Source organism: Pseudarthrobacter oxydans (assembly GCF_034258515.1).
Lineage (GTDB): Bacteria > Actinomycetota > Actinomycetes > Actinomycetales > Micrococcaceae > Arthrobacter.
The window spans coordinates 731,964-744,517 of the sequence record NZ_CP139438.1 but is presented as its reverse complement, the minus strand read 5'-3'; the positions used below and the strand labels follow the sequence as shown (position 1 = coordinate 744,517).

11 protein-coding genes, 1 tRNA gene, 1 pseudogene and 1 riboswitch are annotated in these 12,554 nt (G+C 66.2%); of the genes and pseudogenes, 6 read left to right on the top strand and 7 right to left on the bottom strand.

Going from position 1 to position 12,554, the window contains the following annotated elements:
• Positions 1 to 2: 2 nt before the first annotated feature.
• Positions 3 to 1,528, top strand: a pseudogene (locus tag SMD14_RS03475) (ATP-binding protein).
• 95 nt (positions 1,529 to 1,623) lie between these two features.
• Positions 1,624 to 1,784: riboswitch (cyclic di-AMP (ydaO/yuaA leader) on the top strand.
• Between the two features lie 5 nt (positions 1,785 to 1,789).
• Positions 1,790 to 2,485 carry a hypothetical protein gene (locus tag SMD14_RS03470; RefSeq protein ID WP_157239177.1) on the top strand — a complete coding sequence of 232 codons (696 nt, stop codon included), beginning with the start codon at positions 1,790 to 1,792 and terminating at the stop codon, positions 2,483 to 2,485.
• A gap of 15 nt (positions 2,486 to 2,500) precedes the next feature.
• Here SMD14_RS03470 and SMD14_RS03465 read toward each other — a convergent pair whose 3' ends face one another.
• Genes SMD14_RS03465 through SMD14_RS03455 form a run of 3 tightly spaced genes read right to left on the bottom strand, consistent with a single transcriptional unit; the run spans position 2,501 to position 4,381 of the window.
• Positions 2,501 to 2,890, bottom strand: a complete 390-nt coding sequence (locus SMD14_RS03465; RefSeq protein ID WP_321215333.1) for a glyoxalase superfamily protein — start codon at positions 2,888 to 2,890, stop codon at positions 2,501 to 2,503.
• A gap of 60 nt (positions 2,891 to 2,950) precedes the next feature.
• Positions 2,951 to 3,586 carry a uracil phosphoribosyltransferase gene (gene upp / locus SMD14_RS03460; protein ID WP_157239181.1) on the bottom strand — a complete coding sequence of 212 codons (636 nt, stop codon included), beginning with the start codon at positions 3,584 to 3,586 and terminating at the stop codon, positions 2,951 to 2,953.
• 12 nt (positions 3,587 to 3,598) lie between these two features.
• The gene (locus tag SMD14_RS03455) at positions 3,599 to 4,381 is read right to left on the bottom strand and encodes a phosphatase PAP2 family protein (RefSeq protein ID WP_321216214.1); all 783 of its coding nucleotides are present in this window, start codon (positions 4,379 to 4,381) and stop codon (positions 3,599 to 3,601) included.
• Between the two features lie 83 nt (positions 4,382 to 4,464).
• Here SMD14_RS03455 and SMD14_RS03450 point away from each other — a divergent pair, with 83 nt between their 5' ends.
• Positions 4,465 to 4,965: a nucleoside deaminase gene (locus SMD14_RS03450; protein ID WP_157239183.1), complete on the top strand. Its 501-nt coding sequence runs from the start codon at positions 4,465 to 4,467 to the stop codon at positions 4,963 to 4,965.
• Here the strand turns inward: SMD14_RS03450 and SMD14_RS03445 are convergent.
• The 4 genes from SMD14_RS03445 to SMD14_RS03430 all read right to left on the bottom strand — a co-directional run bounded on the left by SMD14_RS03445 (position 4,962) and on the right by SMD14_RS03430 (position 9,459).
• A complete protein-coding gene (locus SMD14_RS03445; RefSeq protein ID WP_321215332.1) occupies positions 4,962 to 6,029 on the bottom strand; it encodes a glycosyltransferase family 4 protein in 1,068 nt (355 codons plus the stop codon). The two genes, SMD14_RS03450 and SMD14_RS03445, sit on opposite strands and share 4 nt — an antisense overlap.
• Positions 6,030 to 6,033: 4 nt before the next feature.
• Positions 6,034 to 6,447 (bottom strand): 6-carboxytetrahydropterin synthase, encoded by a 414-nt coding sequence (locus SMD14_RS03440; protein ID WP_321215331.1) that lies wholly within the window; start codon positions 6,445 to 6,447, stop codon positions 6,034 to 6,036.
• Between the two features lie 4 nt (positions 6,448 to 6,451).
• Positions 6,452 to 7,543, bottom strand: coding sequence for a zinc-binding alcohol dehydrogenase (locus tag SMD14_RS03435; RefSeq protein ID WP_321215330.1), 1,092 nt, complete (start codon positions 7,541 to 7,543; stop codon positions 6,452 to 6,454).
• 149 nt (positions 7,544 to 7,692) lie between these two features.
• Positions 7,693 to 9,459 (bottom strand): DUF222 domain-containing protein, encoded by a 1,767-nt coding sequence (locus SMD14_RS03430; protein ID WP_321215329.1) that lies wholly within the window; start codon positions 9,457 to 9,459, stop codon positions 7,693 to 7,695.
• Between the two features lie 165 nt (positions 9,460 to 9,624).
• On the opposite strand from SMD14_RS03430, the gene SMD14_RS03425 reads away from it, so the two are divergent.
• The 3 genes from SMD14_RS03425 (at position 9,625) to SMD14_RS03415 (ending at position 12,482) form a co-directional block, all read left to right on the top strand.
• Positions 9,625 to 9,714: transfer RNA gene (locus SMD14_RS03425), tRNA-Ser, on the top strand.
• Positions 9,715 to 9,963: 249 nt separating this feature from the next.
• Positions 9,964 to 11,553 (top strand): helix-turn-helix domain-containing protein, encoded by a 1,590-nt coding sequence (locus SMD14_RS03420; RefSeq protein WP_321215328.1) that lies wholly within the window; start codon positions 9,964 to 9,966, stop codon positions 11,551 to 11,553.
• Positions 11,550 to 12,482 (top strand): glutaminase, encoded by a 933-nt coding sequence (locus SMD14_RS03415; protein ID WP_321215327.1) that lies wholly within the window; start codon positions 11,550 to 11,552, stop codon positions 12,480 to 12,482. Before SMD14_RS03420 ends, SMD14_RS03415 begins: the two co-directional genes overlap by 4 nt.
• The last annotated feature ends 72 nt before the right edge of the window (positions 12,483 to 12,554 follow it).

The window sequence follows — 12,554 nt, the reverse complement described above, 5'->3', positions numbered from 1 at the left end:
CCATGACCTCCGTGCACACCGCGGAGCCGCAGCCCCGGAGCTGGCTCAAACCCGCCACCTGGCACTTGCGCACACGCCTTATCCTGCTGGCCATGGCGCTGTTGATCGCCATCTGCGGTGCGGTGGGCGTAGCCAGCTACGCCTCGATGGACTCCTTCCTCACCCGCCAGCTGGACGAGCAGCTGAGCCAGGCCGCAGCCCGCTCCAACGATCCCGGCCGGCCTCCCTCCGGCGGCTTCAACGGCAGGGACCCCCTGGATTCCCGCGGACAAAGCGTGGGAACATTGAACGCCCGCATCCTCAACGGCCAGGTCAACAGCGCCGGCTTCCTGGCCCCGGACACTACGCGCTCTGCGCTGTCCTCCGAGGACAAGCAGGTCCTGCTCGCACTGGCCACCGATGCCCGGCCCGTTGACCGCACGCTCTCAAACGGTGACTACCGGCTGATTGCGGTCAAGACCAGTTTCGGCGACGTCCTGGTCACAGGGCTCCCCCTGGCCGCCAAGGAGAGCACGCTGACGTCCCTGGTGTGGACCTTCGTGTTCGTCTCGCTGGGCGGGTTGCTCCTGATCGGGCTGGTGGGCACGGTCCTGATCCGCCGCACCATGAAGCCCCTTGAACAGCTCTCCGAGGTGGCCACCCGGGTTTCGCAGCTGCCCCTGGACGCCGGCGAGGTGGCACTTGCCGTTCGCGTCCCGCCGTCGAACTCCAACCCTGGAACTGAGGTGGGCAGCGTGGGGCACGCGCTGAACCTCTTGCTGGACAACGTTGCGAATGCGCTGCAGGCGCGGCAGAAGAGCGAGACCAAGGTCCGGCAGTTCGTGGCTGACGCCTCCCATGAGCTGCGCACGCCGCTGACCGCCATCCGCGGCTACACCGAACTGATGAGAATGACGGAAAACTTCACTCCGGACGGGGAGAAGTCGCTGGCACGGGTGCAAAGCCAGTCGGAACGGATGACCGCTTTGGTGGAGGATCTCCTGCTGCTCGCGCGGCTCGACGAGGGCCAGCCGCTGAAGCTTGCCGAGGTGGACCTGACCCAGCTGGTGGTGGAAGGCGTCAGCGATGAGAAGGTCATGGCGCCAGGGCACACCTGGCGGCTGGAGCTCCCCGACGAGCCGGTGGTGGTGAACGGGGATCCGTCCCAGCTGCGGCAGGTGCTGATGAACCTGCTCTCCAACGCCCGCAAGCACACCCCTCCGGGAACCACGGTGGTAACGGGGGTGGAGAAAACGCCGGAGGGCGCCGCAGTGGTGACCGTAACGGACGACGGCGGCGGCATACCGCCGGAGTTCGTGGACCAGGTCTTCGCCGGTTTGCCCGCGCAGACGCGGCACGTGCGGGGACCAGCGCGCCCGGTGCGTCCGCCGCTGAAGGAACCAGCGGTTTGGGCTTGTCCATCGTCGAGTCCATTGTTGAGGCCCACGGCGGACGGGTAACGGTGACGTCGCAACCCGGCCGCACGCAGTTCGCCCTGCGGCTACCCCTCATGCGGGGAATGGCACAAGGCGGCGCGCCGTCATCGTGACCTCCGTTACCAAAATGTGACTTATGCGCTGAACTCCTGTACCGTCGAATGGGTGCGGTCCCCGTTCGGGCCGCATATCCCGGGTTGACGCCAAGCTCTGCCACTTCCCGGATTCCTCTTGAACAACGGCAGAGGCGGGGGACCCACCGTCCCGGGCACTGACTGCCCTTGGGGTTAAGCCTGCACGTGTTTTTTCCGTGCGGCCGGATGCCCTCATCCGAACCCGACAGCTAACTCCGCAGGTGTGAGAGGCGATCTATTATGTCCAAGTTCCTTGTAAAACCACGCCCGAATTCAGGCACGGATGCACGCTCCACGCGTGCAGCAGGCAAATTCCCCTCCGTCGGCCGGCGCGCCGGACTGCTGGCAGCATCCTGCGCCCTCCTTGTTGGAGTTGGCGCTGCGGGCCAGGCCACCGACACGGGTGCCCGCGTGGCAGCCACCGGGGCGCAGGCTTCGGAGTCCCATTCCAAGCTGAGCATGGAGCAGAGCGAAATCCGGGCCAACCCTGCGCCTGAGCCCGCAGCCGAGCAGATCAACGTTGTCCCGCAGGCAGCCGAACCTGCTCCCGTTGCCGAGCCCGCACCGGCTCCTGCGCCGGAACCCGCTCCGGCCCCGGCACCCGAGCCCGCGCCCGTCGTCGCGGTTAATGATCCCGCAGGCGCCCAGGCGTACGCCGCAGGCCAGCTGGCTTCCTATGGCTGGGCTCCGGACCAGATGCAGTGCCTGCAGACCCTCTGGACCAAGGAATCGGACTGGACCACCACGGCCACCAACCCGAGCAGCGGCGCCTACGGCATCGTCCAGTCCCTGCCGGCTGAGAAGATGGCCAGCGCCGGAGCCGACTACCTCACCAACTATCGCACGCAGATTAACTGGGGCCTGAACTACATCCAGGAGCGCTACCAGTCGCCGTGTGGTGCACTGAACTTCCACTTGTCGAACAACTGGTACTAGGCGGGATGCAGTAACCTACTTCTGCTGCTCCCCCGCCTCCCGGCCGGGGATGTACTGGACGGCCCACCGGTTCCCGTCCGGATCCGCGAAGTACACAAAATGGCCCCAGTCCTGCACGTCCACTTCGCTCACGTCCACCCCGTTGCCCTTCAGGTGCTCGTAGGCAGCCTGGATGTCGCTGACCACGAGCTGGAGGTTCGAGCCGGTACCCGGAGGCGCGTCCGTGAGCCCTTCCCCGATGCAGATGGAGCAGGCCGAGCCGGGAGGAGTCAGCTGGACAAAGCGGATGGAGTCCGTGGGCCGCTGATCGAAATCGGCATTGAACCCCACCTTGTTGACGTAGAAATCCTTGGCCCGGTCCACGTCGGACACAGGGACAAACACCAGTTCCAGTTTCCAGTCCATCCGCACAGGCTAGCCCTGCGGCCGGGAACAGGAAAGGCCTGGCTTTAGCCTGCCATGTCCTTAGCCTGCGATGCCGTACAGCCGGTCGCCTGCGTCGCCGAGGCCGGGAACGATGTAGGACTTCTCGTTGAGCCTTTCGTCGATGGAGGCCAGCACGATGGTGACGTTGGCGCCGGAGAGTTCTTCCTCCAGCTTCGCCAGTCCTTCCGGAGCAGCAAGCAGGCAGATGCAGGTGACATCAGAGGCGCCGCGCTTGAACAGGAACTTGATGGCTTCGCGCAGCGTCCCGCCGGTGGCCAGCATGGGGTCCAGGACGAAGATCTGCCGGTCGGTAAGGTCCTCGGGCAGGCGCTCAGCGTACGTGATGATGTCCAGGGTTTCCTCGTCACGGGCCATGCCGAGGAAGCCCACTTCAGCTGTGGGGACGAGCTTGGTCATGCCCTCGAGCATTCCAAGGCCCGCGCGCAGGATGGGCACCACCAGGGGGGTGGGCTTGGTGAACGCCGTGCCCACGGTGGTGCTGACGGGCGTTTCGATGGTGACTGGCTCGGTGCGGACCTCGCGCGTTGCCTCGTAGGCGAGGAGCGTCACCAGCTCCTCCGTCAGCTGCCGGAAGACCGGGGACGGAGTGTTTTTGTCGCGGAGGACAGTGAGCTTATGGGCGACCAGCGGGTGGTCCACAACGAGAGTGCGCATTGGTCAAAACTATCACCCGGCCGCCGGCCCCCTCCCCGGCCGTTCGCCGCTGGCCTCCGGCTCCCCGGTGTGGTCCTCGCGGAGGACGGGGTGTTCAAACGTGGGCGCAGGGCCCGCGTGCTCGCGGCGGCGTATCAGGTGGAACAGCCGGTGGGCGAGGATCACCATGGACACCCACGCAAGGCCAAGGAACCAGCCGGCCATCACATCGGTCAACCAATGGTGTCCCAGGAAAACCCTGCTCAGGCCCATGGCGATGATGAAGATGGCTCCGGCCGTTATCGCGGCGATCCTAGCCCACAGGATTTGGAACTGGAGGCACATCAGATAGACCAGGACGCCTATCACCACAGTTGTGTTCAGCGTGTGTCCGCTCGGGAAGGACGGTGTGGTCTCATAGGGCGGCACCGCCTCCGAATGGTCCGGACGGGTCCTGCCGACCAGTCGCTTGCCGAGGGTGGTGGCAGTTGTGGAAACGAGGGCAGCGCCGCCCACCAGGACGATGGGCCGCCACGTCCTGCTCAGTAATGTCAGCCACGCGGTGAGGATGCTGGCGAGAATGGGCATGCCGATCCCCCCGCCCACGTTGGTAAAGCCGGTGGCGAAGGCGTCCACCTCGGGATTCCGCAGCGACTGGGAGTATTCCAGCGCGGGAATATCCAGGCTGGCCAGCCCCTCCTCGTCCACTACATTCGCGTATACCTCCGCACCGAGCAGGGCCAAGGTGACCACCAGTGTTCCGCCGATGATCAGGGTCAGCCACAAGGCGGCATAGGGCTTGATCCACTTGTCCATGCGGTCTCGGACGGTGCTCACTGTGCCTCCCGGCGTCTGGGGCGTCACGGGCTCGGGTTATCCCACGAAACTATCATTGAGCCATGGTCTCCGCAGATAAAAAACACGACGCGTGGATGGGCCTTGCCCTGGCCGAGGCCCGCCGCGCCCTTGCTACGGAGGATGTGCCGATTGGTGCGGTGGTCATAGGGCCCGACGGCGCCGTGCTGGGTTCCGGCCGGAACCAGCGGGAGGAGCTTGGTGATCCCACCGCCCACGCCGAGATGGTTGCCATCCGGGAGGCGGCAGAACGGTTGCGCCAGCTTTCAGTGCTCGACGGCGGCAGCGGGGACGGCTGGCGGCTCGCCGACTGCACGCTGGTGGTGACCCTGGAGCCCTGCGCCATGTGCGCCGGCGCCATTGTCCTGGCCCGGATTCCGCGGGTGGTCTTCGGGGCTTGGGATGAAAAAGCGGGGGCGGCAGGATCCGTGTTCGACGTGCTCCGCGAGCGCCGCCTGAATCATTGGGTTGAGGTTTATCCCGGGGTGCGCGAGGCGGAGTGTGCCGGGCTGCTGCGTGATTTCTTCGCCGGGCACCGGCTCTAACTTCTGATGGCGTCCAGCACCACGGCCGCTGTCCGGTCCCAACCCGGCAGCGTGCTCCTCGCCTGAACCGCCCTTTCGCGCCAGGAAGCCCTGGTTGCGGTGTCCTCCAGCCAGCTGCGGAGGACCTGGGCCAGCAGGGCCGGGTTGGCAGGGTCGTCATCGGCAGGGAAGGCGACCTTCGCCCCGGGAAGCGGGCCGCCGTCGTCGTCCGTACCCGGTGCGCCCAGGCGCAAGGCCTCGACGGCGCCCGTCCCCTCGCGCACGATCACCGGGATACCCCGGGCGAGCGACTCGGTGACCACCATGCCGAAGGCCTCAGCGCGGGAGACCAGCAGGCTGAGGTCTGCCCGCAGCCATGCGTTTTCGAGCGCCGGGCCCGTCAGCTCGCCGGTGAGCCGGATCCGTCCGCCCAGGCCGTTCGCCTGAACGGCAGCGCGAACCTTGCCGGTGTATTCCGCGTCTGCCCGGTCCGAACCCACCAGGGCTGCCGTCCAGTCGAGGTCCTGCAGCAAGCCCAGTGCTCCAACCACAAGCAACTGGTCCTTGTTGGGCAGGAGTGCGGCCACGGCAACGATATGGGGCGGCGTGGAGCCCGGGGCCAGCGGAGCCGGGTCGGTGCCGGGAAGGGCGACCTTCAACCCATGTAGGCCATGGCGTGCCGCCAGGACATTCCTGGCCCAGGTGCTGGTGCACAGCACCCCGGTGGCGGCACGCAGGGACCTTGCCTCAAGTCCGTAGCGGGCGGGGGCAGGCATGTGGACCAGCACCCAGGTTTCCCGGCCGGCTTTGGCCGCGAATTCCAGCTCATCCGGCGCGCCCATGGCAATCAACCCATCCACGAGGATCACGGTGCCCTGCAGTCCTGCGTCCGGTTCCCAGGCGCCAAGCAGGCTGCCCAGCCGGCGCCGAGCGTGGGCATTGGCTTCCGGCCAGGAGCCGTCCACTGCGATCACCTCGACCTCTGTCCCCAAGGCCTCCAAGCCCTGCACCAGCCGCGCGTTGTAGACGTTCCCGCCGGAATGGTGGTGGATGTTGCCGGGTACCAGCAGGCGGATGCGGGGCACGGGATCAGGCTGCTGGAGAGTCCGCTGCCGGGAGATCCAGCGAGTAGGTGGCCCAGGCATCCGGGTTCTCCCGCAGGGTGACGTCGATTGCCTCAAGCCGGCCGCCGTCGTCGTCATTCTGCAGCTTTTCCGCAACTGAATGGGCAATGTATTCCGCGAGCGCCTCAGTGGTGCTGAGTTTGCCCGCAAAATCCGGATGCTCGTCCAGGTTGCGGTAGTTCAGGCCTGCCAGGACCTCCTCGATGATGGTGCCGGCGGCGCCGATGTCCAGCACGATCGCGTCCTTGTTGAGCGTCCGACGGCGGAAGGACACCTCGGCGACAAAAGTCGCCCCGTGCAGGGCCTGGGCCGGCCCGAACGCCTCACGGGGCAGGCTGTGGGCGATCATGAAGTGGCGGCGGACGGTCAGGCTGAACATGGGACTACCTCTGGTCTTCTCGGGTCTGGTGCGGGTCTTTGTTCTCGGGGTCTTTGTTCCCGCGGTCTTTGTTCCCGCCGCCTTCGTCGGTGGGGTATTCGATGACGTGGCACAGGGCTTCAAGCTTCCCGTGGGCGAGGTCCTGCACCGTGCCGGGCAACTCGGCGAACCGCGAAGTACCGGTGAGGAAAGCATCGAAGACGGGGTCCTTCAGCAGCGAGACGGCGAGGTCCAGGCGGTCGGCGCTGGTCCTGCGGTGGCGGCGCGCACGCGCCACCACACCCACCTGGCTGGCCCGGATGGACAGCCGCCGGGCATGGAAGTCCTCCCCCAGCGGCAGGGTTACCTCGCGGTTGGCGTACCAGGACATCTCGATGACGTCCCCCTCGTCGCCCACGAGCTGCAGGCTCCGCTCCAGGCCTTCCTGGGATGCAGAGCAGTGGAAAACGATGTCGCAGTCGGCCAGGGCGTCATCCGGGCGGGCGAAGTCCACGCCCAGGGAGTCCGCCAGGTGCTTCCGGCCCGGATCCAGGTCCACCAGCTGCAAGCGCTGCAGCGGGAAGGTCCTCAGCAGGGTGGCAACCATGCCGCCCACCAGCCCGGCTCCCACCACCGCAATCCGGTCTCCCAGCCGCGGACCCGCCTCCCACAATGCGTTCACGGCGGTCTCCACCGTGCCGGTGAGCACTGCCCGGCGGGAGGGCACGTCATCAGGGATCTTCGTCAGTGAGCTGACCGGCACCACGTAGCGGTCCTGGTGGGGGTTAAGGCAGAAGACGCGCTGCCCCGCCCAGCCCTCCGGACCCTCCTCGACAACCCCGACGGAGAGGTACCCGAACTTCACCGGCCCGGGGAAGTGTCCCTCCTGGTGGGGTGCCCTCATCTCCTCGGCAACCCGGGGCGGAACAGCGCCTGCATGGACCACCATTTCCGTGCCCTTACTGATGCCGGAGTACAGGGCGCGGACCAGGGCCTCGTCCGACCCGCGGGCAGGCAGCTCCTCGGGCCGGAGCTCGCCATGTTCCCTGGCTGTGGTCCAGTAGGCGGTTGCGTGCGTGCGACTGGATTGATGCGCTGGACTGGATTGATTAGTCATCTTGCTGATGAATCTAGCCGTCAACGTGCGCGCGGGAAAGCTGGACGGCGGCAGTCCCCTTGTCCCGTCGCATCCTCCCCGTCGCTTCCTCCCCGTCGGGAGGCACAGTCCGGGCAGGCCTCACCATCACGATTGCGGAGAGGGCTTCGTTACGTGACGCCAGCGCTTGCCTGGCAGGCCATCTCCCACCAAACATCTTCGGGCAGCGGGTCCTTGGGCTGCTGGTACCCAGGCACGAACCAGTCAGCAAAAGTGTCCTCGGGGAACTCCTCCTTTGGATACAGGTCCTGGAGCGACCGGCCGGCCGCTGGAGGCCAAGCATCAGACAAGTCATCAGGCAGCGACACCCCCGAAAGGTTGTTGGGCGGCGACACCCCCGAAAGGTCGTTGGGCGGTGGCCACATCTCCGCACTGTCATCAAGCGCGCGGAGCCCTGCCGGCACAGCCCGTTCCGGCCAGTGGGGTGGTTCCCAGTCCTGGTGTTCGCTTGTGTAGTGGCGGCCGGTGGGTGAGGTCCAGCCGGGTGAGGTCCAGCCGGGTGGTGCGGTTGTGGTGGCGGGGGTGGGTTTCCAGCCGCTGGTGTGGCGGAGTTTGTGGTGTTTCGGGCAGGGCTGTCCGAGGTTCGAGACTCCTGTGGTGCCGCCGTTGTGCCAGGCGAGGAGGTGGTCGGCTTCGTTGTCGAGGGAGGGGTTGCTGCAGCCGGGGAAGGGGCATTTTCCGTCGCGCAGCCTGAGCCAGTTCCGCATGGCTTTGGTCACCCGGTAGCTGGTGCGGCCGATTTCCAGGGGCGCGCCGTCCCGCGGGTCCACCAGCACCCGGTAGAACGAATCCGCCCCGTCGGCGACGAGGTCCCGGGCCATCGAGGCGGGGATGGGTCCGTACCCGTCCAGCACCGCCGGCTCGTCCGTCAAGCCCATCAGGGAAAACACGGGCACGGTGACCAGCACCTGCGGCCGAATCGACGACGACGGGCCGGGACCTGCCACCTCCGCGCCGCAGGAACTTCCCGTCTCACCGTGCCCGGCACTGGTTGCCTCGCTGTGCCCGGTAACCCGGGAGATGTTCCCGCCGCCCAGGAGCGCCTCGGCGAAATTGTCGGCCCTGAGCTGGGTCAGGGTGCGGGCCTCCTCCGGGCCCTGCATCCCCCGGGAAATGGCGGTCAGCCGGTTCCAGACCGCGGACGCCTGGTCCGCGGGCAGGTAGGCGGCCACCCAGGCCATCGCATCATTATCCGGCCAGTACTCCACGCGTCTATCCGCCAGGGACTTGGCGTGCCGCTTCGCCAGGCTCTCCGGATGGTGCCGCTCCCGCCACCCCCGCGCCTTGGCCCTGAACCGGTACGCCGGCATCTCCCCCACCGGGCACCCGCGGACCGCCCCCGGGGCGTCCGGGTCCAGGAAATGGGCCTCCAGGGCCGCCGCCCCGGACGGGCCAAGGCCGACGGTCTGGTCCACCATGGTCCGGGCATGCGCCCAGGAAATCGTCCCGCCCTGCAGGGCTGCCAGGGTCCGGGGCAGCGACGCGGTCAAGGCATGGGCTTCAGCCAGCAAAGCACCGGCGGCCCGGTCACCGATGGCCAGCGCACACCCGACCTCCGCCACCAGGCTCCGGTCCTGCGCCGTGGCCTCGTGAGGGGACCCGGGCGGAGGATTCATCGCCTTCGTCGCCCCGGCAAGGGCCGCCGCGGCCACTGCCTTCACCGCCGCCAACTTCGCTTCCGACCGCGCCACCCCACCCAGGACATCCAACGCCGCATCAGCAACCCGCTGCAACGGATCATCAACGCCCCCGCCACGGCCACCGGAAACGGCAGGCCCGCCCGCGGCAAGGCCTCCGCCAGCCAGCGCAGCCATAAACGCAGCAACAGAAGCGTCAACCGCTTCCTCCCCCTGCACCACCGCCGCGTTCGATTCCATACCCCCATCATCGCGAGGGGGTCCGACATTATTAGGCCCTCAGCCCACCGCTGCGAAAAAGTTTTTGAATCTTCTTGGGGCCACCTCTGCCCGGGCGATAGCGGGCCAGGCGTGATCGGCCCCGTTTTGGGGATGGGCGCCTCGCTCCGGTACCCTATTGAGGTTGGTGACGTGTCCGAGCGGCCGAAGGTGCAACACTCGAAATGTTGTTTGGTGTAAAAGCCAACGTGGGTTCAAATCCCACCGTCACCGCCAAGTAGCAGGGCCCCGCTTCTCTTTGTGAAAGAGAAGCGGGGCCCTTTTGGTTTGTGGATCAGTTCCCGCTCCGGCGTCCTGCGTCGGGTACCCGGCACGGGGTTGGAGTCCGGTGAAGCAAATACATTGGAAAAGAAACCGAAAAGCACCCGCCGAATTGGGATTTCCTCACAAATTTTCCGTGTTCAGCGGTGGATACGATGGGCTGACCGGACAGAGCCGTCCGGCCAGATCGACCAGAAGGAACCCATGACTGCGGTGACGGTGGACGATATCCTTTCGGATCTCCCCTTGGGCTTTGGAAGCCTCATCCTCCGGCCGGCGGACGGCTCCGCGGTGGAACGTTTCCTGATCATGGACGCCGAGGATGAAAAGCTCGACGGCGACAGGGCGTTTGTCCTGCTGATTGGAGTCCGCGGACGGTCGGCTTTGCCCGCATTGCGCCGGCTGCTGCGGAACCCGCCGCCGGTGGTGGCCGTCAAGGGAAGCCGGCAGGAGCTGTCCGAAGCCGAAGAGTTGCTGCGCGACGCCGGTACCGGCCTGCTCCTGGTGGACCCCGCGGCCGACTGGGACCGCCTGCTGTCTATCGCAAAAGACAGGATCCAGCCGCCCAGCTATCAGAGCGAAGTCCTGACGCTGCTGGAAGAAGACCTGTTCGCGATCGCCCAGACCACTGCCCGGCTCACCTCCAGCCACGTGGTGATCGAGGACGCGGCCAACAAGGTTCTGGCGTATTCCACCGTTTCCAACGACATTGACGAGCTGCGCAAAGCCTCCATCCTGGCCAGGCGCGGGCCACGGAAATACGAGCTGCTGCTCAAGGACCTTGGAGCCTACCGTGAACTCCATGGCACCCGGTTCCCCGTGCGTGTACCCGCCAGGCCCCAGGACGGACTGCGCGAACGCGTAGCCATCACCCTTTTCGCCGGCAACAGGATCATGGGCTACATCTGGCTCCAGGAGACCGGCGACGGCTTCGGCCCGGACGTTGACCAGGTGTTGCAGGGTTCCGCTGCCCGTACCTCGGCTGAGCTGATCCGTTACCGCAACCAGCAATCCGTGCACATGAGGGAAGACCGCATTGCCCGGATCCTTTCAGGCCCCGCGGAGGCAGCAGCCAGCGCGCACAGCGAAAAGATCTCCGCTGACCGCCCGGCCGCGCTGATCCTGATCGGGATCTCCGAGGTGGAAGCCGATGACGCCGCACTAAAGCACGGCGAGCTTGCCAACCTGGCATCCATCCACGCCGCTGCCTACAAAGCTTCGGCAATCGTGGGGCAGTTCAAAGGCGACACCGCAGTGATTGTCCCCGGCCTGCAGTCTGCAGCGGCGGAACCGGGACTCCGGGGCCTTGCAGAGTCCATCGTCCGGGATGCACGCAAGCACCTTGGCATCACCCCGTTTGCGGCCGTAGGCCCGGTGGCCCCGGACCTGCTCTCCATCCACTCGGTCACCCGGATGGCAGAAGCACTGTTGAGCTGCGTGGGAAGGTCCACAACGTCGTCAGTGGCCACCGTGGACGATTTTGAGGGAGAGATCCTTTTCCGCGAAGCAGTGCAGAATTTCGCGTCTTCGGCTTTCCGCCACCGCAGCCTCTCGGCCCTCCTGTCTGAGGACGTGGAACTGGCCGAAACGCTGCGGGTGTACTTCGAAGCTTCCCTTGATGTTGCCGCATGCGCCCAGCGGATGAAGCTGCACAAAAACACCGTCTACTACCGCATCAGCAAGGTATCCAAAGTGACGGGACTGGACTTCGGCAACCCCCGGGACTCGCTGGTTGCCCTGCTGCACATCCAGGAATGGGCTGAAACATCCAATCGAAAAGCGGGCCGGAAATGACCGTAGCGATTGCGGCACCACCGCTCGGCCCCCTCCTCCACGACCTCGTGCGGAACCACCGGCCGCGGCGGGAGACAGGGTCTGTCCCGGCGAACATCCCGTTCCTTGCGGACGTTCCCTTCAACAAGTTCGGCATAGCCGTTGCCACCACTTCCGGCCAGGTCTTCAGCTCCGGCGACGCGGATGTCCCCTTCTCGATCCAGAGCATCTCCAAGGTGTTCACGCTGGCCATGGCCCTGCAGGGCGACACCACCGGAAGGCTGTGGTCCCGGGTCCTGCGTGAACCATCAGGGACCCCGTTCAACTCGCTGGTCCAACTGGAGGCGGAACACGGGATCCCGCGGAACCCCTTCATCAACGCCGGCGCTTTGGTGGTCACGGACCACCTGATGGAAGGAACATACGACGCCGCCGCTTGGGTATTGCGGTTCCTCACCGCGCAGGCGGGCATCAGCGGGCCGTACATCGATGAAGCGGCAGCCGCCAGTGAGCTTTCGGGCAGCAGCCGCAACCTGGCGCTGGCGCATTTCCTGAAGGACTTCGGCAACCTGAAGCGACCGGCGGAAGCAGTGGTGGAGAACTACGTGCGCCACTGCTCCATCATGATGACCTGCGTTGAACTCGCCAAGGCAGGGCTTTTCCTGGCCGGGGAAGGCCGGGGAACGGCGGGACCCGTCCTGTCCCCGAGCGATGCCAAACGCGTTGGCTCCATCATGCTGACCTGCGGCATGTACGACGCTGCCGGAGAGTTCGCGTACCGCGTGGGCCTTCCTGGCAAAAGCGGTGTGGGTGGCGGCATTTTGGTCATCGTTCCCGGCGAGTGCTCCATCTGTGTGTGGAGTCCCCGGCTCGACGGCAAAGGCAATTCCCTTGCCGGCACTGCCGCCCTCGCCGACCTTTCCGACCGCACCGGCTGGTCAGTTTTCTGATCTGCGTTTTCCTGCCTGCCATGTGAAGGTATCTCCCCACAACTTTTCCCCACCCAGTCAGATCTTCCCCGG

Bases quoted from the DNA above. Each gene is read 5' to 3' on its own strand.
- SMD14_RS03435 (WP_321215330.1), bottom strand. From the start codon at position 7,543: ATGACTAATCAATCCAGTCCAGCGCATCAATCCAGTCGCACGCACGCA.
- SMD14_RS03420 (WP_321215328.1), top strand. From the start codon at position 9,964: ATGACTGCGGTGACGGTGGACGATATCCTTTCGGATCTCCCCTTGGGC.
- SMD14_RS03455 (WP_321216214.1), bottom strand. From the start codon at position 4,381: ATGGACAAGTGGATCAAGCCCTATGCCGCCTTGTGGCTGACCCTGATC.
- SMD14_RS03450 (WP_157239183.1), top strand. From the start codon at position 4,465: ATGGTCTCCGCAGATAAAAAACACGACGCGTGGATGGGCCTTGCCCTG.
- SMD14_RS03470 (WP_157239177.1), top strand. From the start codon at position 1,790: ATGTCCAAGTTCCTTGTAAAACCACGCCCGAATTCAGGCACGGATGCA.
- upp (WP_157239181.1), bottom strand. From the start codon at position 3,586: ATGCGCACTCTCGTTGTGGACCACCCGCTGGTCGCCCATAAGCTCACT.
- SMD14_RS03430 (WP_321215329.1), bottom strand. From the start codon at position 9,459: ATGGAATCGAACGCGGCGGTGGTGCAGGGGGAGGAAGCGGTTGACGCT.
- SMD14_RS03415 (WP_321215327.1), top strand. From the start codon at position 11,550: ATGACCGTAGCGATTGCGGCACCACCGCTCGGCCCCCTCCTCCACGAC.
- SMD14_RS03465 (WP_321215333.1), bottom strand. From the start codon at position 2,890: ATGGACTGGAAACTGGAACTGGTGTTTGTCCCTGTGTCCGACGTGGAC.
- SMD14_RS03440 (WP_321215331.1), bottom strand. From the start codon at position 6,447: ATGTTCAGCCTGACCGTCCGCCGCCACTTCATGATCGCCCACAGCCTG.